22 protein-coding genes and 2 tRNA genes are annotated in these 23,922 nt (G+C 35.4%); 11 read left to right on the top strand and 13 right to left on the bottom strand.

Translation table 11 applies throughout. The features are described 5' to 3' along the window. Positions 1-5: 5 nt before the first annotated feature. Both RBH94_RS12540 and RBH94_RS12535 read right to left on the bottom strand, forming a co-directional pair. A complete protein-coding gene (locus RBH94_RS12540; RefSeq protein ID WP_307881210.1) occupies positions 6-1,316 on the bottom strand; it encodes a TolC family protein in 1,311 nt (436 codons plus the stop codon). Positions 1,317-1,457: 141 nt separating this feature from the next. After that, on the bottom strand, positions 1,458-2,300 hold the full coding sequence (locus RBH94_RS12535; protein WP_307881209.1) for a universal stress protein: 843 nt from the start codon (positions 2,298-2,300) through the stop codon (positions 1,458-1,460). A gap of 225 nt (positions 2,301-2,525) precedes the next feature. Here RBH94_RS12535 and RBH94_RS12530 point away from each other — a divergent pair, with 225 nt between their 5' ends. The 6 genes from RBH94_RS12530 (at position 2,526) to RBH94_RS12505 (ending at position 6,688) form a co-directional block, all read left to right on the top strand. Beyond that, on the top strand, positions 2,526-3,293 hold the full coding sequence (locus RBH94_RS12530; protein WP_307881208.1) for a DUF3108 domain-containing protein: 768 nt from the start codon (positions 2,526-2,528) through the stop codon (positions 3,291-3,293). Between the two features lie 6 nt (positions 3,294-3,299). Next, entirely contained in the window at positions 3,300-3,812 is a 513-nt protein-coding gene (locus RBH94_RS12525; RefSeq protein WP_307881207.1) for an FUSC family protein, read from the top strand. 120 nt (positions 3,813-3,932) lie between these two features. After that, on the top strand, positions 3,933-4,988 hold the full coding sequence (locus RBH94_RS12520; protein WP_307881206.1) for a M28 family peptidase: 1,056 nt from the start codon (positions 3,933-3,935) through the stop codon (positions 4,986-4,988). 64 nt (positions 4,989-5,052) lie between these two features. Next, positions 5,053-6,063: a M28 family metallopeptidase gene (locus tag RBH94_RS12515; protein ID WP_307881205.1), complete on the top strand. Its 1,011-nt coding sequence runs from the start codon at positions 5,053-5,055 to the stop codon at positions 6,061-6,063. 167 nt (positions 6,064-6,230) lie between these two features. Next, the gene (locus RBH94_RS12510; RefSeq protein WP_307881204.1) at positions 6,231-6,413 is read left to right on the top strand and encodes a hypothetical protein; all 183 of its coding nucleotides are present in this window, start codon (positions 6,231-6,233) and stop codon (positions 6,411-6,413) included. Between the two features lie 190 nt (positions 6,414-6,603). After that, positions 6,604-6,688 (top strand) — tRNA-Ser (locus RBH94_RS12505). 613 nt (positions 6,689-7,301) lie between these two features. On the opposite strand, the gene RBH94_RS12500 is transcribed toward RBH94_RS12505, so the two are convergent. Both RBH94_RS12500 and bshB1 read right to left on the bottom strand, forming a co-directional pair. Then, a tRNA-His gene (locus RBH94_RS12500) sits at positions 7,302-7,377 on the bottom strand. 153 nt (positions 7,378-7,530) lie between these two features. Next, the gene (bshB1, locus tag RBH94_RS12495) at positions 7,531-8,250 is read right to left on the bottom strand and encodes a bacillithiol biosynthesis deacetylase BshB1 (protein ID WP_307881203.1); all 720 of its coding nucleotides are present in this window, start codon (positions 8,248-8,250) and stop codon (positions 7,531-7,533) included. Positions 8,251-8,616: 366 nt separating this feature from the next. Between bshB1 and RBH94_RS12490 the strand changes: the two genes are divergently transcribed. Together RBH94_RS12490 and pckA are read left to right on the top strand one after the other, a co-directional pair. Beyond that, a complete protein-coding gene (locus RBH94_RS12490; protein WP_188221775.1) occupies positions 8,617-10,446 on the top strand; it encodes an SLC13 family permease in 1,830 nt (609 codons plus the stop codon). Between the two features lie 25 nt (positions 10,447-10,471). Beyond that, the gene (gene pckA, locus RBH94_RS12485) at positions 10,472-12,103 is read left to right on the top strand and encodes a phosphoenolpyruvate carboxykinase (ATP) (RefSeq protein ID WP_307881202.1); all 1,632 of its coding nucleotides are present in this window, start codon (positions 10,472-10,474) and stop codon (positions 12,101-12,103) included. 59 nt (positions 12,104-12,162) lie between these two features. Here pckA and RBH94_RS12480 read toward each other — a convergent pair whose 3' ends face one another. From RBH94_RS12480 to RBH94_RS12465, 4 genes are read right to left on the bottom strand one after another with little or no spacing between them, the layout of a single operon-like run. Further along, positions 12,163-13,443 carry a bile acid:sodium symporter family protein gene (locus RBH94_RS12480; RefSeq protein ID WP_307881201.1) on the bottom strand — a complete coding sequence of 427 codons (1,281 nt, stop codon included), beginning with the start codon at positions 13,441-13,443 and terminating at the stop codon, positions 12,163-12,165. Beyond that, positions 13,443-14,105: an aspartate/glutamate racemase family protein gene (locus tag RBH94_RS12475; protein WP_307881200.1), complete on the bottom strand. Its 663-nt coding sequence runs from the start codon at positions 14,103-14,105 to the stop codon at positions 13,443-13,445. The genes RBH94_RS12480 and RBH94_RS12475 overlap by 1 nt, the downstream gene beginning before the upstream one ends. Before the next feature lie 26 nt (positions 14,106-14,131). Then, a complete protein-coding gene (locus RBH94_RS12470; protein ID WP_307881199.1) occupies positions 14,132-15,529 on the bottom strand; it encodes a four-carbon acid sugar kinase family protein in 1,398 nt (465 codons plus the stop codon). Next, positions 15,519-16,781, bottom strand: coding sequence for a ribulose-bisphosphate carboxylase large subunit family protein (locus RBH94_RS12465; RefSeq protein WP_307881198.1), 1,263 nt, complete (start codon positions 16,779-16,781; stop codon positions 15,519-15,521). The genes RBH94_RS12470 and RBH94_RS12465 overlap by 11 nt, the downstream gene beginning before the upstream one ends. A 175-nt stretch (positions 16,782-16,956) precedes the next feature. Between RBH94_RS12465 and RBH94_RS12460 the strand changes: the two genes are divergently transcribed. Then, complete coding sequence (locus RBH94_RS12460) at positions 16,957-17,613, top strand: HAD family phosphatase (protein ID WP_307881197.1); 657 nt, start codon at positions 16,957-16,959, stop codon at positions 17,611-17,613. Here RBH94_RS12460 and RBH94_RS12455 read toward each other — a convergent pair. The 5 genes from RBH94_RS12455 to RBH94_RS12435 all read right to left on the bottom strand — a co-directional run bounded on the left by RBH94_RS12455 (position 17,605) and on the right by RBH94_RS12435 (position 22,505). Next, complete coding sequence (locus tag RBH94_RS12455; RefSeq protein WP_307881196.1) at positions 17,605-18,027, bottom strand: DM13 domain-containing protein; 423 nt, start codon at positions 18,025-18,027, stop codon at positions 17,605-17,607. The genes RBH94_RS12460 and RBH94_RS12455 overlap by 9 nt on opposite strands. Before the next feature lie 60 nt (positions 18,028-18,087). Next, on the bottom strand, positions 18,088-18,249 hold the full coding sequence (locus tag RBH94_RS12450; RefSeq protein WP_307881195.1) for a hypothetical protein: 162 nt from the start codon (positions 18,247-18,249) through the stop codon (positions 18,088-18,090). 2 nt (positions 18,250-18,251) lie between these two features. Beyond that, positions 18,252-18,698 carry a large conductance mechanosensitive channel protein MscL gene (mscL, locus tag RBH94_RS12445; RefSeq protein ID WP_307881194.1) on the bottom strand — a complete coding sequence of 149 codons (447 nt, stop codon included), beginning with the start codon at positions 18,696-18,698 and terminating at the stop codon, positions 18,252-18,254. A 104-nt stretch (positions 18,699-18,802) separates the two neighbouring features. Then, on the bottom strand, positions 18,803-21,982 hold the full coding sequence (gene ccsA, locus RBH94_RS12440) for a cytochrome c biogenesis protein CcsA (RefSeq protein WP_307881193.1): 3,180 nt from the start codon (positions 21,980-21,982) through the stop codon (positions 18,803-18,805). A gap of 130 nt (positions 21,983-22,112) precedes the next feature. Next, entirely contained in the window at positions 22,113-22,505 is a 393-nt protein-coding gene (locus tag RBH94_RS12435; RefSeq protein ID WP_307881192.1) for a group III truncated hemoglobin, read from the bottom strand. Between the two features lie 154 nt (positions 22,506-22,659). Here RBH94_RS12435 and RBH94_RS12430 point away from each other — a divergent pair, with 154 nt between their 5' ends. Both RBH94_RS12430 and RBH94_RS12425 read left to right on the top strand, forming a co-directional pair. Beyond that, on the top strand, positions 22,660-23,427 hold the full coding sequence (locus tag RBH94_RS12430; RefSeq protein ID WP_307881191.1) for a Rossmann-like and DUF2520 domain-containing protein: 768 nt from the start codon (positions 22,660-22,662) through the stop codon (positions 23,425-23,427). Next, positions 23,408-23,917, top strand: coding sequence for an HAD family hydrolase (locus RBH94_RS12425; RefSeq protein WP_188221765.1), 510 nt, complete (start codon positions 23,408-23,410; stop codon positions 23,915-23,917). Before RBH94_RS12430 ends, RBH94_RS12425 begins: the two co-directional genes overlap by 20 nt. Positions 23,918-23,922: the final 5 nt, after the last annotated feature.

Raw genomic sequence — 23,922 nt, 5'->3', positions numbered from 1 at the left:
TGCTCTTATTCTTTAGTTAAAAATTCTAAGTATGCCTGCGCATAATTATATTCAAAAATGGTTTGATAATATTCTAATTGTTTTTGTGAAAACTGGGTTTCAGCCATCAATAAGTCTGAAGTTTTTTCTAAGCCTTCTTTAAACCGGTTTGTTCTTATTCTTAAAGATTCTTCAGATTGATCTAAGGCCAATTTTGTTAAATTCAGTTTGTTTTCTGCATCTTGTAACATACGTTTGGCTTTGTTAAGCTCCAGTTTACTCTGCGATACATACTGATTGTATTCTAACTTCGATTTTTCGTATTCCGCTTTACTTTTCTGTGCTTTACCAAAACGTTTTGAACCTTGAAAAATATCCCAGCTTAATTGCGCTCCTACCACATAGCCACTGGCATCAGCTCTGAAAATTTTATCGTCATACAATTCATAACTTCCAAAAGCATTTAATCGAGGTAGGAAAGTCATTTTATCCGCTTTACTCATATCTTTATAAGCCTCACTTGCCAATTCCATGGCTTTGATATCACTACGGTTTTCTGAAATTCCTGAATTTTGAAAATCTAAGGTTTCAACCACCAAATCCTCACTTGGTTTATAAACCACGTAAGTCTCGTCATTCATTAAAAATGATAAGTAATTTGACGCATTCTGAACGTTACTTTTTGCGTTTTGCAACTGTGCCTGAACTTCACTTACACGTACTTCAACGTTAAGCACATCGGCACGTTGTAAATACCCTTGCTTAAAACTATTTTCAGCTAAAGTTTTATTGGCATTGGCGGCTTCAAGAGCTTTGTCTAAAACATCAACCGCTTTGTAGGCCAACTGTAGTTGCATATACGCTTTATCGACTTCCAATGCAAGATAATCTGAAGTACGCTGTATTTGTAACGACATCGCCTCCATTTTTGTTTTAGCAGCTTTACGCTGATAAATACCATCGGCATTTATTAAAGGTTGCTGCACCTCAATTTTAGTTGCGAAGTTTTGAGTTTTTGACGGATCGTTTAACAAGGCCGGATCGAAATCTGAAGCCGTTAAAATCTCCTGGTTTAATTTAGAACCAAAAGCCATAAGCGGATTTGTTGTAGAAATTCCGGTATGGCTTGCGGTTATATTTGGTAAGAATACAGCATTGGTCTGCCTGAAATCGGCTTTTGCTGAATTATATTCTTCCTCCGATATTTTTATCGATGTGTTTTCTTCCTGAACTCTGCTTAACGCTTCTGCCTTAGATAACAGAACGGTTTCCTGTGCCTGAGACGCAAAAGCAAGACTAAGAAAACTAAATATTAATACACCTATTTTATCTTTCATAATTATTTAAATTAATAATTCAAAAGTAGGCTGATAGATATTTATTTTCAGTAACTTATGTTACTTCAATGTGTAACAAAGGTTACATTCTTCTATTATCTGGAAGAGACATCAATCTAATTTTTAAAATGTGTTATATTTCTATTCTCGTTTTGGTAAAACTAATAAAGGGATGTTTACATTATATGCGAATGTTTCGGCTTGATGATGCACAAATAAACTTTCAAAAAACGAATGTTTCTTATTAATCATAGCTATTAATTTCACGTCGTTATTTGTTATGTAGCCTTGAATGGAGTTAAAAATATCCTGAACATTGGTTTCAATCATTTTATATGACACCTCTTCGAAATGTTCATTAAAAAAGTCAATATCCTGAAAGAGTTCTTTAGGGTCTTCATTTTCTAAGACTACATGAAGCACACTAAGCTTGCTTTTATTTTTTACTATAATTTCATCCAGCAATCTCAATTCTGTCATATTATATAAGGATTGAAAACTCGTTGTGAAAGCTACATCCTGCAACCCTGAAAATTCACATTCATCAGGAATCACCAATACCGGCACGTCGCTATGCTGTAATACTTTAACGGTGTTACTTCCAAAAATCTTCTTGCTTAATCCTGATGCGCCCTTGGTGCCCATTATAATCAAGTCTACATGATGCTTTAAAACAGCCTGATTAATGGCATCGGTAAAATTATCGTAATCTACCAGCGAAATAAATTCGTGCTTTTCATTATGATAGTCTTTAACCAATCTGGCAATTAATTTATCTATAGACACTTTTGCAGCTTCAACAACCGTATCGTAAAGTACTCCGGTTGGGTTAGACATCATCAAATCGTCTGTTATATACGAACCAACACGCTGAATATTTATAATATAAAAGTTACAGGTTTGATTCTTAAACATCTTCATTGCATAATGAATCGCATTTAATGAATTATCTGAAAAGTCTGTAGGTAATAAAATCGTTTTCATAATTAAATTTTTTTCTTGTCACTCGTATTTCATCACTGAATATTAAATAATTAAAATTCAGATGTATAAATTTACAAATACTTGTTCTTATAAATCATGACAATTATCAGTGTTCCTACATTACAACTTACAAACGAATAAAAATTAGTATAATCAATTAAAGCATTGTATTTTCGGCACAATAAATGATAACCTAGACGTTATAAATTATAATCTACAATAATTATGAAGCGCATCCCATTTCTTTTCATGCTATTATTAGCATTCTTAACTACTAATGCCCAAAACACAGCCATTGGTTACAAGGAAAAACTTACCTATACAGCCTCTTACAATATGTCTGGGGTATTAAACGATATCGCCCAGGTTACCATGGAAACCAGCCCGGTAAAAACCTCTAAGGCAACTTTACTCCGATTAAAATGTACCGCGGTGACGTATAGCAAATGGGATAATTTTTTTAAGATTAGAGATTTATACGAAAGTTATGTAAACCCTAAAACCCTTACGCCTTATCTATATTCTCGTGATATTAACGAAGGTGGTTATTACAAATACATGAAATACACCTTTAGCCACAGTAAAGGAACCGTTAAATCGTTAATGAAAAAGAAAAACAATTACGAGGAAAACAAAACCGTAAAAATTAATGCAGGCACAAAGGATATTGTTTCTACCATATACAACTTAAGGTTAATAGATTTTAGTACAATGAAAGTGGGATCTAAAAAAAGTTTTACCATTATCTTTGATCGCGAAGAAACCAAAGGTCAGGTGACATACTTAGGAAAAGAAACCATTAACACTGCTATCGGCAAGAAAGAATGTTACAAATTAGCCGTTGGTTCCAGTGACAATGTTTTACAAGGAACCAATAGTAACCTAATTTGGTTGACAGCCGATGCGAATAAGGTTTTGGTTTACGGTAAATTTAAAATTCCTGTTGGTAACGGTGAGCTAAAAATTAAATCGGCTACAGGATTAAAAAATTAATTAATAATGAGAAAGACTTTAACCATATTAGCTGTAGTAGCTTCTGTTTTTGCTATAATATTTTCGGTATTGCCAATATCTAATCTTGCTATTTTCCCTGCAATCGCAGCCCTGCTCTTTGCCGGTGGTGCGTTTTATTTGGGAAAGAAAACAGGTGAGATAAAAAAATTAGTTCAGTTTTCTTTTTTATTAACCATTATGGCTTTAGCCGTTACAACATATAAAGCTGCTTTTACGGTTACCGAAGTAGAAAACACAGAAGCACTTGAAGCAAAGGAAGAAGAATTTGAAGAAGCTGCCATAGAAGAATTAGAAGGTTTGGAAATTGATATCGACGAATCGGAATTAGGCGGTTTAGAAATCGATGATTCTGAAATAGAAACTCTAGAAATAGACGATTCTCAAGTAGAATCTTTAGAAATTGATGAAGAAGAATTAGAAAATATTGAAATTCAAGCTGATGAAATTATAGAATCTGAAATAGATGCTTCAGAACTAGAAAACATAGAAATTGAATAGTAAGTAATTTCTTTGTTTTTTCTATATTTGGTTTAGGAACAAAAAATGAAACTCACAGGTTCAACATTTTTCTGCCCCAGAGAATGATGGTCGTAAGTTTCATGTGACAAACTTAAACACATGAAAATCTTCTGCATGCTCTCTGCACTTACCCTAGTTGGTACATGTGCAACACCTAAGTATACCACAAAAATTGAAAACATTAAAAATAGTATTCAATTAGTTGACCAACCTTGGGTTACTAAATATGCAAGTACAATTACTTCAGAAGAACTAAAAGAACAACTTTATAAGTTTGCTTCTTCAGAATTTAACGGTAGACGTGTTGGTGAGCCCGGACAAAAAAAAGCTGCTCATTTTTTAAAATCTTACTATCAAAGCGAAGGTATTATTTCGCCGCTCGGTGATACAATCAACTATTATCAATCCATACCCAAAGACTTTTTCCTAAAAGACATAAAACCAACAGAGAATGTTCTGGCCTTTATAAAAGGGAGTGAATCCCCTGATGAAATTATTATTATCTCTGCCCACTTAGACCATTTAGGCGTTAATAACAAAAATGAAATCTATTTTGGAGCCGATGATGACGCCTCTGGAACAGTCGCTTTAATGGAAATGGCCCAGGCTTTTAAACAAGCTAAGAATGAAGGTCACAGACCAAAACGCAGTATCTTATTCCTGCATTTAACTGCCGAAGAAATTGGTAAAAAAGGTTCAGAATATTATACCCTACATCCAGTATTTCCACTTGAAAACACGGTAACAAATTTGAATATTGACATGATTGGTCGTGTAGACGATATTCATAAAAACAATCCTAATTATCTGTATTTAATAGGCGCAGACCGTATAAGCAAAGAACTGCATTATATTTCAGAAAAAGTTAACAACACCTATTTTCATATGGATTTAGATTACCGCTACAATGCCGAAGGTGATCGCAATCAATATTACACAAGGTCTGATCATTATAATTTTGCGGATAAAGGCATTCCTGTAATCTTCTATTTTAATGGCGAACACAGCGATTATCACCAACCTACAGATACACCAGATAAAATAGACTTCGACCTTTTAGAGCAACGTACTCGATTTATTTTTGCAACTGCATGGCAAATCGCCAATCAAAGTCACCGTTTACTTACCGACGAAAACAACCATTTGTTAAATTAATTTCAAAATCGCGTTACCTATAAATTCATTTTTGTAATATTAGAGTCTAATTAAATTTAATTTCATGAAACGACTAAGTGTCTTTTTATGTACCGCATTATTAATTACATCGTGTGGTACTTCGCAAAACAATAAACAACAAGACAACGAGGGGTTACCGGTTACTTATGCCAAAACCATTACGTCCGACGAACTAAAAGAAGCGCTGTACACCTATGCTTCCGATGAATTTGAAGGCAGAAAAACTGGTGAGCCAGGCCAAAAGAAGGCCGTTAATTTTATAAAAGAACATTACGAAAGTTTAGGTGTCGAATCCCCTATTGCTAAAGGTGATTATTTTCAAGATATTCCTGAATCCTTCTTTTCAAATAAAGCTAAAGCTTCAGAAAATGTTGTAGCCTACATTAAAGGAACTGAAAAACCAGATGAAATTATTGTAATTTCTGCACACTTAGACCACATAGGAGTTAATGGTAACGGAAAAATTAACAACGGTGCCGACGACGATGGTTCTGGAACAGTTGCCATATTGGAAATCGCTGAAGCCTTTAAAGCCGCTGCTAACGAAGGCCATGGGCCAAAACGCAGTATTTTGTTTTTACATGTTACCGGAGAAGAAATCGGATTGTTTGGTTCAAAATACTATACTGATTTAGATCCAATTTTCCCATTAGAAAATACAGTAGCCGATTTAAATATTGATATGATTGGTCGTGTTGATAAAAAACATGAAGATAACAGAAACTATGTTTACCTTATTGGTTCAGATAAATTAAGTACAGAATTACATAACCTTTCCGAGGAGGTTAATAAAAAGTACATTAACATGGACTTTGACTACAAATATAACGACGATAACGATCCGAACCGCTTTTATTACCGTAGCGACCATTACAACTTTGCAAAAAATAACATTCCTGTAATTTTCTATTTTAACGGTACTCATGAAGATTATCACAGACCATCTGATACACCAGATAAAATTCAATACGATTTATTAGAAACTCGTGCACGCTTGGTATTCCACACAGCATGGGAACTTGCTAACCGTGACGAAAGAATAAAGTTAGACTAGAAGTTCTTAATAAAATCGCTTTTAAAACCTAACTTTTTTACAAAATACATAGAGATATAAAGGCTTCTTTTAAATGAAAGAAGCCTTTTTCTATTTATACCGCAAATTAACACCTTGAAAACACCGCTAGGCTTTCATACAACGACTGAATTAATTAGTTTTACGCCATGGAATACATTAATTTAAAAGACAAGTTACCTGAAGACGAAGGTAAATACCAAGTAAATATTAGAACTGCGCATGGCCATCGTGAAAGCAATGCCATTTGGACGCCTCACGTTGGTTTTGTATTAATAGACGATAGTTTAGTAGATGACGAATTTATTGAAGGATGGCTATCATCTAACTAGTCTAAAACAACCATAGTCTATTTATTTTTAGTGATACTTAAAAAAAATCAACGCTTAATTTATTAAGGGACAACACCTTTAGAAAGGTCTCCAATGATTAAAAGACTAAATCGATAAAAATATTTGATATAATAACAAAAGGTTACTATATTTGCACCCGCATTCAGGGAATACCTGATGAGGCACTCAAGGAGAAATGGCAGAGTGGTCGAATGCGGCGGTCTTGAAAACCGTTGAGGGTCACACCTCCGGGGGTTCGAATCCCTCTTTCTCCGCAACAAAAGCTCGTAACAGTAATGTTTACGGGCTTTTTTAGTTTTGGTTGACAATATAGTTGACAGTACTTTAAAATTGGAGTTTTATTTATTCCTAATGAAACTATGGCTTTTAGCGCTTTTCCCCATACAGCCCAATACAGGGTAACCTCTACTCTTATTCACTAATTACCTGAATCCGGCGATACAATGCTTCATCTGATCGTAAGTAAAAGTTACTAATCTTAGAGGTACATGTTTCGGATAAAGGTGGGCCTTTAAAATATGATCAAGCATATGCTAATCAAAACGATTTTAGATTTATCATACGCCCTGCTCTGCTGGTAGTCATTTAGATGAGATCGCGAATGTATTACCTTCTGGAGAAGTACCCTTTACCATGTCACTTTCAAATAATGGTACTGTCTTCATTTCTTCCGCCAGAAAGAATGTACAAATATATTGTTATTCTTTAAATGGTGAGAGTACTAAAAAGTATAACGTATTTATACCTTTAAGAAATAGTGGAAGCATTAGAGCATAGTTTAAAGACAATAAATATTCTGAAATTACGATAACCTGAATTTAAACCACAAAAAAAGCCTTTCAATTAAATTGAAAGGCTTTGTCTTTTGGGTGGAAGATCGGTCTCGAACCGACGACCTCCTGAACCACAATCAGGCGCTCTAACCAACTGAGCTACAACCACCGTGTAATGCATTTCGTAATGCGAGTGCAAATGTAAACGTTTTAAGCGTTACTGCAAAAGTTTTTGATGAAATTTTTCAAGTATTTTTTCAAAAAACCTCACATTAAAAACTAACTAATTCATTTGCTTTAACTTAATAAAAAATATTTTTTTACTAAATCAAATCAAACAAACTATCAACTCCAACGTAGCGCTCTACAGTAAAGCCTTCGGCATACTCTACCCCTATTAATCGCCCCAAATCTCTAGCTCTGTAAATAACACTGTCGGTAAAGTTTTTACTTGAGATTGGTGTTTCAGGCTCTTTACTATCTTCATCAAAAAATTGCGTTTTATAAGCCATTACCGATTTCATCTTAACATCAATAAAACCAGTAACGTCTACCGCCAAATCTGGCTCAATATTTTTCCACTGAATAAAATGATATACATGTTTTGGTCGCCATGGCTTTTGAGTTTCTCCTGTTTCATCTACTGTTTCAATTTTAAGTAACCCACTTAAAAAACAAGCATCACTGGCTAATTTACTACCTTTTCCATGATCTATATGCCTATCGTCTATAGCATTGCAGATGACTATTTCTGGTTGATACTTTCTTATTTTGGCAATTAAGGCCAACTGATGGGCTTTATCATTTACAAAAAAACCATCGGCAAATCTCATATTTTCTCGAACAGATACGTTTAATATATCTGCGGCATCTTTAGCTTCTTCATCACGCGTTTCTGCCGTTCCTCGCGTACCCAATTCTCCGCGAGTTAAATCGATAATCCCTACTTTTTTTCCGTTCGCTACTTCTTTTGCTAATGTTGCGCCACAACCTAATTCTACATCATCAGGATGTGCTCCAATAGCAAGTATATCTAATTTCATATGTAATAATTTATATTAAAATTACTCCGCTTTACATTACTAATTAATCACTTATTTATGACTTATCTTCAATATTTTTTTAAAAAAATCTAAATTAAACCTTCTATTATTTACCAAATCATTTAAAATCCGAAAAAAAGCCAACTACGAATACGTTTTCGCTTACATTTTTAATATATTTTAATAGTTAAAATCAACAATAATTGAAAAAGCACCCTTTATTAAAAAGTATGACTTTAGTCATAATTAATAGAGGCGTTGTATAGTAATTTTAACAAAGAATTAAGAACCAAACCAGACAAGGCCTTCCGTTCAAGACACTGGTCATTGTAAAATTAACAAACAAAATTAGATATGGTCTATTTAATGCTCTTCATTTTAGTAATAACAATTGGTCTCTTTATCTGGGGAAAATTTACACCAGATATTGTTGCCCTAATTTCAATGCTAAGTTTATTTTTAACAGGTATTTTAGATGCTACTGAAACACTCAGTGGTTTTAGTAACCCCACCGTTATTATGATTGCTGCCCTCTTTATTATAGGTGAAGGGATTGCCCAAACCGGTTGGACGGCGATGGCAGGTAAAAAGTTTGTTGAATGGGCTGGTAAAAGTGTCCCTAAGTTATTAGTTATAATTACACTAGGTGCCGGAGTACTTTCAGGGTTTGTGAGTAATACCGGAACAGTAGCTACACTAACTCCTTTAAGTATTTCTTCTGCTTGGAGTATTGGAACGTTACCATCTAAAATGCTTATGCCTGTGGCTTTCGGATCGAACACTGGAGGATTACTAACCTTAACAGGTACACCGCCTAATATTATTACCAGTAATGCTTTAATTGAATCGGGCTACGAAGGCTTTTCATTCTTTGAATTTGGATTAATCGGTTTGCCGTTACTAATTATAACCTTAGTTTATTTTAGATATGTAGGTTACAAACTATTACCTAGCAATAAAACTAACAATAAACCTGTAGACATTGAATCTACTTTCCACAACTGGATTGAAGCCTACAAAGTAGATGATGACTACTATAGATTACGTATACGTTCGGTATCTCCGCTTATCAATACCAAAATGGAGGACTGGCATTTCGAAAAAGATTATAATGTAAATATTATTCGTATAAAACGTAGACACCCAAATGTACTGAAAGGGATTAATAATTTTATTGAATTTCCAAATCCTCAAACTGAACTATACTATCACGATATTATTACGGTTAAAGGAAGTACAGAAGCCATCAACAAATTAATGATTACATTTAGACTTGGACTTTTACCGCTTGAACCAATAACTGATGAGTTAAAACACAACTTAATTAACCAAGAGGTCGGTATGACCGAGGTTATTGTAAACCCTAATTCTATGCTTGTTGGCCGAAAATACAAATTAGGTGATTACTTTAAAAGATTTGGTATTCAGCTATTAGCAGCATCAAGAAACAACAAGCCTTTAAAAGACAAAGACATTACAGTAAAAGCAGGAGATGCCTTTTTATTAAGAGGAACCTGGCAGGCTATTGAAGATTTAAAAAAACAACACGAGCATTTAGTTATTATTGGTAGTCCTGAAGGAATGGCTAAAAATGTTGAAAGTTTAAACTTCAAATCTTATATCGCCTTAGGAACTTTAATACTTATGATTCTATTAATGGTATTTAAAATAGTTCCTGGATCTATTGCGGCTTTAATTTGCGCAGGTATCGTATTACTAACAGGTTGTGTACCTATCTCTAAAGCTTATAAAGGTATTAGCTGGACCAGTGTGGTAATGATTGCCGCCATGATTCCTATGGGTATCGCTTTACAAAAAACAGGAACAGCACAACTAATTGCCAATGGATTAGTAGAACATTTAGGAGGCATACATCCTATTGTACTTTTAGGAGGTATCTTTTTATTGACCACAACATTTAGTCAGGTTATTAATAACTCAGCAACAGCCGTTTTAATGGCGCCTATTGCTATGCTTGCAGCGAGTTCGTTAAATTTAGATCCACACCCATTTATGATAGTAATAGCCATTAGTGCATCAACAGCGTTCTTGACACCAATAGGAACAACAACAAACGCTATGGTTATGACCGCCGGAGGATATAAGTTCATGGATTACTTTAAAGTAGGTGCGCCCCTTTTAGTTTTGCTTTTTATACTAACATTATTACTCGTGCCAATAATATGGCCACTATAATAGGAAAACATTTAAATCAATTAAAATGGAAGATTTAGCAACTATGGAAGCACATGCTAGCTTGGAGCAGTATGGCTTAAAAAATGTCACTGTACATTGGAACCTATCTCCCGAAAAACTTCAGCAAATCACCGTTGAAAACAACATGGGAAAAGAAACTGCTAATGGTACTCTTGCCATTAATACTGGAAAATTTACCGGACGTTCTCCTCAAGATCGTTTTATTGTAAAAGACAGCTACACCGAAAAAAAAGTATGGTGGGGCAAAACTAACAAACCTATTTCTACCGAAAACTTTAACAAATTAAAACATGAAGTAAACCAATATCTTTCAGGGAAAGAACTTTATGCCAGAGATGCATTTGCTTGTGCAGAACCTGAGTTTAAAACAAAAATTCGCGCTATTACCGAACTCCCTTGGTCTAACTTATTCGTATATAATATGTTCTTGAGACCAAGTGAAAAAGAACTACAAAACTTTGAAGAGGACTGGTTAATTTTGTGTGCTCCGGGTTATGTTTGTCCAAATCCTGAAGCTTATGGTATTCGCCAAGGTAATTTTTCAATCATTAACTTTAGTCAAAGAATAGCACTTATTGGTGGTTCTGCTTATACAGGAGAAATGAAAAAGGGCATTTTTTCAGCTCTTAATTTAATTTTACCTGTAGAACGAAATGTATTACCAATGCACTGCTCTGCAAACGTTGGAAAAAAAGGAGATACTGCTATTTTCTTTGGATTATCCGGAACAGGAAAAACGACACTCTCTGCCGATCCTGAAAGAAAATTAATTGGTGACGATGAACATGGTTGGACAGATGACAATGTCATTTTTAACTTTGAAGGCGGATGCTATGCAAAAGTTATCGATTTAAGTGAAGAAAAAGAACCTGATATCTTTAGAGCTGTAAGACCTGGCGCTATGCTCGAAAATGTAGTTTTTAAAGATAATGGCGAAGTGGATTACTTAGATAGCACAATAACACAAAACACACGTGTAAGCTACCCCATTTACCACATCGATAATATACAAGAGACACTTTACGCTAACAACCCCAAAAACATCTTTTTCTTAACCTGTGATGCTTTTGGTGTATTACCACCAGTATCTAAATTAACACCTGGACAGGCGGCCTATCATTTCATTTCTGGTTACACCGCAAAAGTAGCAGGTACTGAAGCAGGAATTACAGAACCTGTTCCTTCGTTTTCAGCGTGTTTTGGTGAACCATTTATGCCATTACACCCAACAATATATGGTGAAATGTTAAGCAAAAAAATGCAGGAAGCAGGAGTTAACGTATGGTTAATTAATACAGGCTGGAGCGCAGGACCTTATGGCGTAGGATCTCGTATTAAATTGAAATATACCAGATCTATGATTACGGCCATTCTTAATGGGGATTTAGATGAGGTGGATTATGAACAAAACCCAATCTTCGGATTGTTTATGCCTAAATACTGTCCTGGTGTACCATCTGAAATTTTAGACCCAATGAATACCTGGTTACAAAAAGGAGCATACATTGGAAAAGCTATTCAATTAGCACACTCATTCCACTTAAACTTTGAAAAATTTACAAATCAGGCTTCACAACAAATTATGGAAGGTGGTCCCTTAATTGACGAACACCACCATTTAGAAGAACATATTTAATAGTTGTTTTGATTATGCTGTACAGGTAACTTATTCTAGTGGTTTCCTGTACAGCTTTTTTATACTTTTTGAAGAACCTCTTTACGCTTCCTCCAATAATTCGCTAAAATAGAACCGGATATATTCATCCAAGGACTAAAAACGGCTGCTGCCAACCCAACTGTTGCCAGCTTTCCCATTGAACCTGCTAAACCAGATGCCATTCCTCCATTCTGCAAACCAACTTCTAACGCTACCGTTCTACAAGAGTTTTTGTCTAACCCTAAAATTCGACTTATCCAATATCCAAAGGTATAACCCAATGCATTATGCATCATAGAAGCTAATAAAATAAAAGCACCTATAGTCATGATGTTATCACGACTTGCTGCAGTAGTAACCGTTGTAAAATAAACAATTCCGAACATAGATAGTATTGGCATAAACCCATGAACTTTTGAATTGAAATTGACTAGATGATAATATAATTTTCCAACAACTACAGCGCCTAGTAAAAAGTTTAAAAGAGCCATGACTTGCATTATCGTTTCTGAAGAATTGATTTCTAAAAACTTCCAGAAGCCCAATAACATAATTAGTAACCAACTTACAGATATATAAGAATAAATATCAATTCGTCTTCTAGCCTTACGTGAACTTTGCGAATATACATCGTAGAGCAAAGCTGCTCCAATAGGAACTATTACTATTTTTACAATTTGTACACACATAGAAAGAAAATCTATTTCCACATAAGTACCAGCTAACAGCTTCATCATTAAAGGTGTCATTATAGGAGCTAACAAGGTCGCCACCGCCGTTAAAGTAACCGAAAGTGTTAAATTAGCTTTGGCTATAAAAACCATAACATTAGAAGCTAACCCACTAGAACACGAACCAATAAGAATAACCCCCGCAGCTATTTCCGGCTCGAATTCAAATATTCTGGTAAGCATATAACCTACAATCGGCATGATTGTAAACTGACAAATCACACCTACCAACACCCCTTTACCCATGGTTTTTATACCATAAAAATCCTTGAAACTCATTTGAGTTCCCATCCCAAACATTACAACTTGAACAACAATTAGAATTAACCATTTGTTTCTTAAATCGAAGTTTCCCCATTGTAAAAATGCTGAAGGATAAAACATGCCGCACACAATAGCCACTAAAATCCATGCAGTATACTGATAACTCTTTAACGACCTAACCGATCGCATACCTATCGCTAAAGTCACTGCAGTAATCACAGCCAGAGGTGCAAACATTCTGTCCCAACGTGCTATAACAGCAACCCCTAAAATGATTAATGAAATGATGCCTAACGATAGTAGATATCGCTGAAACTTTGCCATTACAGCACCTCTGCTAAGTACTCCATAGCAATTTCGGGACTCGCTAAAATAGGTACTTTTTTATCAGCGTCAGATAATTGACCAACCACTCGAGCCATAGAAGCCTGAGCTAATAATATTACATCAACATTTTCTGCAAGCTCCATCAAAGCACGTGCTACCATGGTATCATGTACCTCTGGCTTTCCTCCCATTAACGCCTCAAAAGCACCTTCACACAGTTTTGAAGTAATTTCTACATCTCGTCCTAAAGCTATAGCACGCCTTCTTACCAAATCGCTTGTTGGTGTTAATGTTGTTGGTAATGTTGCTATTACACCTACTCTTTTTCCATATTGCACAGCTTTATCAGCCATTGGTTGATCAACTCTTAATACGGGAACCTTTGTTAATGGCGCAGAACTTTCTACCGCATCACCTATAGATGAACAAGTTACCATAATGTAATCGGCACCGGCTTCTTCAGCTGACCCCACATAGTTTACAACGCGTCTAGACGTATCTGGGGTAACAGCACCCCGTTCAATAGTATTCTTAATCAAGCTATCATCTACTATGTTGAAAACCTTAAGATCTTTACCTTTTAAATATGTATCGACTAATTCTTGAAAAATCGGCACTAAAGTGGCCGATGTATGTATTAATGCTAATGTTTTTGGCATAATTAGTTTCTTATTTTAGTTTAGTTTTAATTTGTTATTTTCCCGCGTTGCAAAGCCACAAAATAGGTTTCATCACCTACCTGTCCACCTTTTAAATTAACCTCAATTTGGTCTACCGGTGAATCTGGAGCAAAAGCCTTGCACAGTGGTGCTCCGGTAAACACAGGTGCTATCATTTCAACAGCTTTAATTCCCAGTACCCTTGCCACATAACTAGACGTGTCTCCACCAGCAATAACCAAACGTTTTACAGGCACTTCTTTTAAAGCTCCTAATGCCGACTGGCCCAAAATTTTTCCAAAACGCTTTGCGGTTTGAGATCGAATGGTTAACTCGTCTAATCCAATATTTTGAAAAAATGCTTTTGTTTTTTCTACACGATTGTCCTCAGGTCCGTTTGCCGTATGCAGAATTACGCTTTTTCCGGCTTTTAAATAATTAATTATACGTGTTTGGTATTTTTCTATGAACTCCTGCTCTACTTCAGGATTCTCCAAAGCATCTGCTGTTACCTCAACCTGCTCAAATCCCTCCGCCAAAGCATATTTAATTTGATTAGCCGTAATTGGAGACACACTTCCCGACAAAACCAGAATAGGGTGACTTTCTTCTAAATCTCTCCAATTGGTTCTTTTGCTCAATAAACCTTGTTTTTCCCAAAAATCACCAAGCGCCTTTTCAATACCCGATGAACCTACAGAGAATAACGATTCTCCTTCTACAACCCTATTATCAATAACTTCTCCTATAATCTGCATTTGCTCTTCATACATCGCATCAAAAAATACAATAGGATGTTCCTTTATTTCTGCCTGCAGTTTGCTTTTTATTTCATCAACAGGCTTACCTAAATCTATTAAGTCTATCAACCCCATCGATTGATTTGTTTGTTTCGATAAATGCACTCTTAAATCACTTTCATTAACTGGGGTAATTGGATGCTTACTCATCGAGGGATGTCTGTCTAACCGATAAATATCCCCCTGACTTCCAATCCCCATTTTTGCATATAAATTACCGAATGCAGAATAACGCCCCAAGTTTGGCATAGCAACTAAAACAGGTGTGAACTGATTTTTAAATATCTGAATACCGCAATCTATAGCTGTCCCTATATTCCCTATTTCAGGTGAAGAATCAAAAGTAGAACAGACTTTATAATGTACATGTTTCGGATTTAAAGTTTTTAAAGTTTCAAAGGCCTGCAATAACTCTTCTGTCATTTCATCAGGAGTCATTGATCTAGTCATACCTGCAACACCGACGGCTTCCAGACCGGAAAATTGTCCCAACATCTCAGGCGTCGGCAATTCTAAAAACAATACTGTTTTTATCCCTGCCCGACTTAGAAACTCTAAAGCATCTGTAGAACCTGTAAAATCATCGCCGTAATAAGCCAGCAATATTTTATTATTATTCTGCATTCACTTCCTTTCTTCCAAATTTCAATACAGATTCACCGAACTCCTTATATTCCTGAGCAGCCTGCTCCAAAGTCATACCGTTTACAGCTGACTTCCATGCCTGACGTAAAGCTCGAACACCACCTGCAGGACCTGATGGATGCGCCATAATACCTCCACCTGCCATGTACAATAGATCTGTAGTATTGGTACGGTTATAAGTTTCGAATGCTTGCCCGCCCCATTGTCCGGAAGAGACAACCGGTAGCACAGCCTCACTATTTAAAAATGGCTTATGGCAGGACTTGATAGAACGTACAACCGAATCATCAGACTCCCAAAATTTATTATCTATACCATTTACATGCATTTGATCTACTCCTGCTAATCGCCAAATTTTATCATATGCAGGAAAATTAATTCCTAGAAAAGGGTGCCTATTAAGCATGCCCCACCCATTTCTGTGTGCATGTATAGACAGGCCTCCCCAATTACAAATCTGTTTTGTTGAAGACCAGCCAACACTATTTATACTAACCATTGCACAAGTACCTCCTGCATTTACAACCGTCTCATAATTGGTTTGCATAGTTCTGCAATCGCCAGTAATATTAAAGGCATACATAATTTTTTTTCCAGTCTTATCGGCATGTTGATTAATCACCCGCATTACCTTTTCAACCCGCTCGGCAAATGGCGAATTTCCTGATGACGTTAAAAGCTCATCATCCTTTATGAAATCAATACCTGCTTCAGCTAATGTTTTTACTAATTCAGCAGTATAATCAGGTGTTAGTCCAACACTAGGTTTTATTATGGTCCCAATCATAGGGCGCTTTGGGCTTACTCCTGCAAGTTCCTTCGTGCCACGCATTCCAAATTTAGGGCCTCTAAAATGCTCTCTGTAAGAGTTAGGTAATTCAAAATCATCTAACTTTAAACCTGTAAATTGTCTAAGCTCATATAAATTACCCTGTAACGTAGAAATTAAAGCTGGTATATTGTACCCAAAATTATCTACCGACCAAGACACAACGACTTTTGCTTGCTTATAAACTTTACCCTGGATAAAATCACCTGGCATACTTGGCTTATAAACCTCATCTAAAATTTCTATATGCTCTACTCGAGCAGCAAAACGTGTTTTAAGTTCATCGGTTTCTCCTGGAACAGAGACAAAAGTTCCACTTGACTGTTCGCCGGCTAAAACTGCGGCTGCTTGTTCTACCTCATAGGGTGTTTCTATAAGGTAAGTTGCATAAATTCTTTCCATTTAAATAATTAGCTATCAATTAATTTAATTAGGTTGTAGGTAAAATTGGCATAAATTTTTGTTAATACTATCCTGCTGTAACCTGTTGCAAAATCGGTCGTTAGCGAATTCTATAAAAGATACGGATTTTTAAGCATCTATCACACTATATTTTTATATTAGCGCAAAAAAGAAGATGTTAAAGGCCGTGATTTTCGATATGGATGGAGTTATTATTGATAGTGAACCCTTACACTACAAGGCCTACCATAAAATGTTTGAAGATGTAAACGTGGAAGTTTCCCCCGAACTGTATGAATCATTTACAGGGAAATCTACTCTAAATGTATGTAAACAAGTTTGCGATGCTTTTAACCTCAATGAGGCTCCAGAAACTTTAGTAAACATTAAAAGAAAACATTACGAATATATTTTCGATAACGATAAAGACTTCGATTTAATCGATGGCGTTTTAGACCTTATTAAAGATTATCATAAGAATGGACTAACTTTAGTTTTAGGGTCTTCGGCATCCATGCCAAACATAGAACGCATTTTTAAACGCTTTGATTTAAATCCATATTTTAAAGCTAAGCTTAGTGGTGCCGATTTAAAAGCCTCAAAACCGCACCCTGAAATTTTTATTAAAGCAACCGAAGCATCAGGTTACCAAGCTCATGAATGTATGGTAATAGAAGATTCTACCAACGGCATTGAAGCAGCAAAAGGCGCTGGTATTTTCTGTACAGGTTACGATAGTAAACACTCTAAAAACCAGGATTACAGTAAAGCCGATTTAGTCGTAAAATGTTTTAGTGAAATCCCTTATGAAAGTGTTAAAGGATTAGTTTAACACAGCATAACCAAAATTTACGGAAAATGGGACACACCATACGATAACATGAGTATACACTTCATAATCAATATCGCTTGGTAAATTATACTCATATTTCCCTTCAGTCCCTTTTAAAGAACCTAATGAAACATAGCTGGATGCAGAGGTATCTGTAGCTAGGTACACTTCCAAATTAGGACCATCATCGGTTTTAAAATTAGTAAAAGTTAATATTTCGAGAGCCTTGTCAATAGACACTTTTCCTGTAGTTGGATGCGCGCTTGAAACAAAATCTCCTGAATAAGCGACCTCTCCAGGATTCATATCTTCCATTTCCATATTTTCTTCTAAAGACATTTCAGAATCAACGGAATTAGAACAAGACAGATTGAATATCATTAAAGAAAAAACAAATAAATATACAGTTCTCATAAGTTATAGTTTAATTAGTTCTTCCATTGGTCGATTTCTAAACTAAAACTTTACATACCCCTACTTTTCGTTTTCTTTATTTTCTTTAATTTTTTGTTTCAAGGCGGTTAAACGTTCTTTTCGTAAATCGGCTTCTTTACGTTTTTTGTTCTTTTTTTGATCAACCAATCTGGAATGTTTCGCTTTATTTTTCGTGTTTTTATCACGACCTGTCTTTGCCATACTTATTTATTGGTTTTCATTAAATTGTTTTGCTCTTCCATCAACTTTGTAAGCTTAGTTAATAACTCGATATCTTTTGGTGTTGCTACAGTTTCATCTTGTACATCCTGTGATTTGTTTCGCAAGCGATTCATAAATTTCACTACCATGAATATAGTAAATGAGACAATTAAAAAATCAATCATTGTTTCTCCCAAAATACCATAACCAATAGCAACTTCATCTGTAATCACTTTTCCTGAAGTATCTAGTACAGCTTCTTTTAAAATGATGCGCTTATCGTGAAAATTAACGCCATTGGTTAAAAGCGATAACGGTGGTAAAAATACCTGTTTTACTAAAACATCGATGATTTTATTAAAAGCAGCCCCGATAATAATTCCGACAGCCATATCCATCATATTGCCTTTTACAGCAAACTCTTTAAATTCTACAAATAACTTCTTCATAAGTTCACATTTTAAATATTACGTTCCCTTTAAAACTAAAAAATCTTGCTAACATAAAATAACGTTAGCAAGATTTATAATTTATCATTTGGTCTTAACAACCTCTATTTCTTGTAATATTTACTGTAACCTCTGTAAGCGAAGAAGCCTAAAATTGCAACAATTGCACAAGCTATTCCAATGAATTTTAAGCTTACAATCTGATCTCCACTAGCGTAACTATGAAGTCCTGCTAAATAGAAATTCACTCCAAAATAGGTCATCATAATACTTGCAAACGCTATGATAGACATTAAGTTATAAAACCAACGACCACGTAATCCCGGCACTAAACGCATGTGAATAACAAAGGCATATACCATAATACTAATTAAGGCCCAGGTTTCTTTAGGATCCCAGCCCCAGTAACGTCCCCAACTTTCGTTAGCCCACATACCTCCTAAAAAGTTTCCTATGGTAAGCATGGTTAAACCAACTGTTAAAGCCATTTCGTTAATTATAGTAAGCTCCTGAATATTTAAATCCAGTTTCTTTTTATTCTTTTCGTTAGTGAAAATCATTAATAGCAACGAGACCACACCTAAAATCATTCCTAAGGTAAACGGACCGTAACTCGCCACGATAACCGCCACGTGAATCATTAACCAGTAACTATTTAATACCGGCTGAAGGTTGGCAATTGCCGGATCCATCCAGTTCCAGTGTGCCACCATTAAAATCATTGACGTTACAAAAGCAGTCGCTGCAATAGTTAAATCACTTTTTCTTCCAAAGGCTAGACCAAAAAATGCAGTTGCCCAAGCAACATAAATCATAGATTCGTAAGCATCACTCCAAGGGGCGTGCCCCGATATATACCAACGCGCTATTAATCCTGCCGTATGCAAGACAAAAAGACCAAGAATTGTTATTTTGAAAACCGTTACCGATACGTTTAAGGCTTTACTTTTTTCTTTAAAAATCTGAACAATTAATAATACAAAAAGTAACGTTCCGGCATACATATACCAGCTGAATAACTTTTTGAAAATATCGTATTTGTTGTATAATATTTCGGTTTTTATCTTTTTATCGCTCAACATAACCGAACCACCATACTGATGCTGCGTTTTCTTAAACGCCTCTAATAATTTGGATACTTCTGAAAAATCGCCTGACTGCTTGGCCTGATTTAATGTAAACAAATAGGCTCTGAAACCATTTCTAACAAAATTAGAATATAGCGAATCCTGAATTTTATAATTTCCGAACTTATAATCATAAGCTGAAACCCATTTATTATTTAGATCGTCTGGTATCGGGAATATTTTTAATGAAGCCCCTTCAATTGTGTTGAATAACAAACGAACGCGCTCATCTGTTTCTTTTATTTTTTTCTGGTAACCATTTGGTACAGTTGCACTGTAAGCATCATCTAAATAAGGATCTAACTTATAAGTTCCATCGTCATTTAAAAAATCTACTAATGCAAAATGTTTCCCTTCTTTACTTACACCGATAATACTTCGTAATGAATCGGTTTCCATAGGACGTAAGTAAATAACAGGTACATTATACCAAAGTGTAGGGCTTTCCTGAATGGATAAAAACACCTGATTCGCATCAAAACCTTCATAGGCATCATTCTTACTCAGCTTACGTAACATTTCGGAAGCATAGGTGTTTACCGGCATCATACGCCCTCCGACATCCTGAATCACTAAATGTCCAAATTCTTCAGCAACCTCTTTAGGGGCCATGTTTGCTGTTAATATTGAATCTATTTGATGTTTAGAAGGTTTGCTATGACCACTATGATTAGAATGTGTTTGTGCAAAAGACGTCATCCCTAAAAACAAAAGCAACACACTAAGCATTTTCACTTTTTTAGCTTTCACTTTTTCTAGCATGACTTTCAACTCTCCAAAACGAGAACCTTTTACAAATAATATTGCCAATAACCCAGCATATAACAGGAAGTAGCCAATGTAAGTTAGTAGTGTTCCCCAATAATCATGATTTACAGAAAGTATGGTACCCTTCTCATCTGGGTCGAAACTTGACTGGAAGAAACGATAACCGCGATGATCTAAAATATTATTCATGAAAATTTTATAATCGAAATTACCTTCCTGCTCATCAATAACTGTCACTTTACTAGAAAATGCCGAATACCCCTTTTCCGTTCCCGGATAACGTTCAGCTTCAAAATCATTCAATTTTATTGAAAATGGTAATTCAAGAACTTTAGAACCATATTTAAAAGCAAAGTCTAATCCACCAACTTTTACTTGTTTAAAAGGATTATTCATACCCATACCGCCTAACAATCCCACGCGTTTGGTTTCTCCCCCTGTCGTAACTTTTAAAACCACGCCATCTGAATCGTTTTTCAGCATTTGTGATTTCTGAACAATATCGAATTCTCCTTTCACTACAGGCTTAGGGAAAACCATTTGCATATCGCCAATAACGTAACGCGAACGCAACATTAAAGGCTGAAGACTATCCTTAACCAATTTACCCTGTGCCATGGTAGACATTACCATATATTCCCCTTCAAACGGTGACTCTATATTTAATTTCCCGTCTTTATAGGTAATATTTATAGCTCCAGGTGTAGGTTTATTTAAAGCAAATAATATGCTGTGAATACTTTGAATTTCACCAACTTTTAAAAAGTGGTTATGTGGTGCACCTCCTCCGGCTTCAACAATTTTTAAATATTCTTCACCATCTTCGGTTGGTACAATATCCTCTTCAGCGCCTTTTACAAACTTCTCTAATTCTATAGTTACCGGCTGCTGGTCGTATCTGGTTTCAATTTTAAAATCGTTGTCTAATCGACTTGAAAAATCTACTTTATTTTCCAGAGGTAAACGCTGTGCCACACCATCAATTTCGTAATCACCATCGATATAAGTCGTAATATAGGTTTCTCTAGACAAGAATGTATTTTCGGTAGCTCCTTCACGAATAGCCATCATCCCCTCGAAACTAATGTAGCGCGTAATACCAGCTCCAACAATAATAAAGATGAACGCTAAATGCAATAACAACGTGGCCCACTTTTCTTTTTTATGTAAGCGGTATCTAAAAATATTACCAAAGAAATTGATAACAAAAAGCACCATAATACCTTCGAACCACCAAGTGTTATAAATTAAATTTCTGGTATATGCCGTTGGCGATGTTTCCTGTCCTGCATCTAAAAATGTACCAATCGCCATAGCTGCAGCAAAAGCAATAAATAAAATAGATGTTAAGCGTGTTGAAAAAAGAATTTTGGAGAGTTTATTTTGCATAGTCGAACCCTTTTTTGAGGTCGTGCAAATTTAAGTATTTCAATTAACTTAGAATTGTTAAAATTGGAAAGAATTGTTAATCAAATCCTAATGTTTAAAAAGTCTAAAATATATGATATACATTGAAAAATCACTTTGGTTGACGGGCTTTAAAAATTTCCATGTATAAAAATGTTCCCATTTTCCGAGCACGTCGTTTCGCATTTTCGGCATAATCGCCTTCAAATAATTCATTTATAGTTTGAAACCATAGGTTTAACCACAGTCCAAAATGTTCGTTGGTAACACCGTGGTTATTCTCTTGATCTACTTTTACATGTACCTCTAAAGGATTACCTAAATACTTCGTTTTTAAAAACAAACTTGACTCCCAAAAAGTGGTTAACTTTTCAATGTGCGCATCCCAATCAGTAATGACCTTATTAAAAAAGGGCCCTAAAACATCATCCTGCCTAACCTTGTCGTAAAACGAAGATACCAGTAAATGAACATCTTCCCGAGTAGTAATATCATTTTTTGTCATGGTAAACCACCTTTAAACTATCTCACAAGATCTTTTCAAGAAACAAAAGTTAAATTTCGAAATAAGCTTCATGTTATTTTAATATCGATTATCAAGTAAACAAAGATAACCGATTCGGTTTTTATATCGGGTAATATTCTCTATTTTTGCAATCATGATTTCAGTAGTAATTCTTGGCGCTGGCAATGTTGCCACGCACCTATACAAAGCCTTTAAAACCACAGAAAACGTTAACATTTTACAATGGTACAACCGTAGTATTGAGGCTATCAGCTCTTTTAAAAATGAAGTTGATATAACCGACAATCTATCCCAATTAGCTAAGGCTGATGTCTATATTGTTTCGGTTAGCGATGATGCCGTAAAAGGCCTAACAAAAAAACTACCGTTTGAAAACCGTTTAGTGGTTCATACTTCGGGCACAGTAAAAATTAGTGATATCGACAAAAAACATCGCAAAGGGGTGTTTTATCCATTACAAAGTTTTAGCAAATCGGCCAAATTAGATTTCGCTAATGTACCTATTTGTATTGAAGCCATTACAAGTGAAGATTACCATCTTCTAAAAGATATGGCGATCGCTATAGGAAGTCCAACTAAAAAAGTTAATACCGATCAGCGTAAAGTATTGCACTTAGCAGCTGTTTTCGTTAATAATTTTACAAATCAGCTTTACAGAGTGGCTCATGAAATTACCGAAAGTGAAGGCGCAGAATTCGACTTATTAAAACCGTTAATTTTAGAAACTGCTAAAAAAGTTCAGGATTTATCGCCATATATGGCGCAAACAGGACCTGCGAAACGTGATGACAAAAAAACGCTTGATAAACACACAAAACTTTTAACCAATCCGCATCATAAAGACATTTATGATTTGCTAACAAAATCGATTCAACATACCCATGGAAGAAAAAAGCTATAAAGAGTATTTACAACATATTACTACCTTCATTTTTGACGTTGATGGTGTCTTAACCGATGGTTCATTAAACGTAACAACCTCAGGAGAATTATTACGCACTATGAGTGTTCGCGATGGCTTTGCACTTAAATTTGCTGTTAACGCTGGTTTTAATGTGGCTATTATTTCGGCAGGACAAAACGAAGGTGTTAAAGTACGATTAGAAGGTTTAGGAGTAAATCCCGTATATCTTGGAGCTAGTAATAAAGCCGAGCAATTTAAAACCTACACTCAGGAAAACAACATTAAACCTGAAAACGTACTTTATATGGGTGATGATATTCCCGATCACGCTGTAATGCAATTGGTAGGTTTACCGGCTTGTCCTCAGGATGCTGTACCTGAAATAAAAAGTGTTTCAAAATACATCTCACATAAAAAAGGTGGTGAAGGCGCCGTGCGTGATGTTATAGAGCAAGTGCTTAAAGTTCAAGGAAAATGGGTATTTTAGTCCCT

Source organism: Aestuariibaculum sp. YM273 (genome assembly GCF_030908365.1).
GTDB classification, from domain to species: domain Bacteria; phylum Bacteroidota; class Bacteroidia; order Flavobacteriales; family Flavobacteriaceae; genus Aestuariibaculum; species Aestuariibaculum marinum.
This window is presented reverse-complemented; position numbering and strand designations above follow the sequence as displayed.

Excerpts from the sequence above, each read along its gene's own strand:
- RBH94_RS12475 (WP_307881200.1), bottom strand. The coding sequence starts at position 14,105 with ATGCCAAAAACATTAGCATTAATACATACATCGGCCACTTTAGTGCCG.
- bshB1 (WP_307881203.1), bottom strand. The coding sequence starts at position 8,250 with ATGAAATTAGATATACTTGCTATTGGAGCACATCCTGATGATGTAGAA.
- mscL (WP_307881194.1), bottom strand. The coding sequence starts at position 18,698 with ATGAAGAAGTTATTTGTAGAATTTAAAGAGTTTGCTGTAAAAGGCAAT.
- RBH94_RS12515 (WP_307881205.1), top strand. The coding sequence starts at position 5,053 with ATGAAACGACTAAGTGTCTTTTTATGTACCGCATTATTAATTACATCG.
- RBH94_RS12455 (WP_307881196.1), bottom strand. The coding sequence starts at position 18,027 with ATGAGAACTGTATATTTATTTGTTTTTTCTTTAATGATATTCAATCTG.
- RBH94_RS12480 (WP_307881201.1), bottom strand. The coding sequence starts at position 13,443 with ATGGCAAAGTTTCAGCGATATCTACTATCGTTAGGCATCATTTCATTA.
- RBH94_RS12425 (WP_188221765.1), top strand. The coding sequence starts at position 23,408 with ATGGAAGAAAAAAGCTATAAAGAGTATTTACAACATATTACTACCTTC.
- RBH94_RS12470 (WP_307881199.1), bottom strand. The coding sequence starts at position 15,529 with ATGCAGAATAATAATAAAATATTGCTGGCTTATTACGGCGATGATTTT.
- RBH94_RS12535 (WP_307881209.1), bottom strand. The coding sequence starts at position 2,300 with ATGAAAACGATTTTATTACCTACAGACTTTTCAGATAATTCATTAAAT.
- pckA (WP_307881202.1), top strand. The coding sequence starts at position 10,472 with ATGGAAGATTTAGCAACTATGGAAGCACATGCTAGCTTGGAGCAGTAT.
- RBH94_RS12450 (WP_307881195.1), bottom strand. The coding sequence starts at position 18,249 with ATGGCAAAGACAGGTCGTGATAAAAACACGAAAAATAAAGCGAAACAT.
- RBH94_RS12530 (WP_307881208.1), top strand. The coding sequence starts at position 2,526 with ATGAAGCGCATCCCATTTCTTTTCATGCTATTATTAGCATTCTTAACT.
- RBH94_RS12465 (WP_307881198.1), bottom strand. The coding sequence starts at position 16,781 with ATGGAAAGAATTTATGCAACTTACCTTATAGAAACACCCTATGAGGTA.
- RBH94_RS12430 (WP_307881191.1), top strand. The coding sequence starts at position 22,660 with ATGATTTCAGTAGTAATTCTTGGCGCTGGCAATGTTGCCACGCACCTA.
- RBH94_RS12525 (WP_307881207.1), top strand. The coding sequence starts at position 3,300 with ATGAGAAAGACTTTAACCATATTAGCTGTAGTAGCTTCTGTTTTTGCT.
- RBH94_RS12540 (WP_307881210.1), bottom strand. The coding sequence starts at position 1,316 with ATGAAAGATAAAATAGGTGTATTAATATTTAGTTTTCTTAGTCTTGCT.
- ccsA (WP_307881193.1), bottom strand. The coding sequence starts at position 21,982 with ATGCAAAATAAACTCTCCAAAATTCTTTTTTCAACACGCTTAACATCT.
- RBH94_RS12435 (WP_307881192.1), bottom strand. The coding sequence starts at position 22,505 with ATGACAAAAAATGATATTACTACTCGGGAAGATGTTCATTTACTGGTA.
- RBH94_RS12520 (WP_307881206.1), top strand. The coding sequence starts at position 3,933 with ATGAAAATCTTCTGCATGCTCTCTGCACTTACCCTAGTTGGTACATGT.
- RBH94_RS12510 (WP_307881204.1), top strand. The coding sequence starts at position 6,231 with ATGGAATACATTAATTTAAAAGACAAGTTACCTGAAGACGAAGGTAAA.
- RBH94_RS12490 (WP_188221775.1), top strand. The coding sequence starts at position 8,617 with ATGCTCTTCATTTTAGTAATAACAATTGGTCTCTTTATCTGGGGAAAA.
- RBH94_RS12460 (WP_307881197.1), top strand. The coding sequence starts at position 16,957 with ATGTTAAAGGCCGTGATTTTCGATATGGATGGAGTTATTATTGATAGT.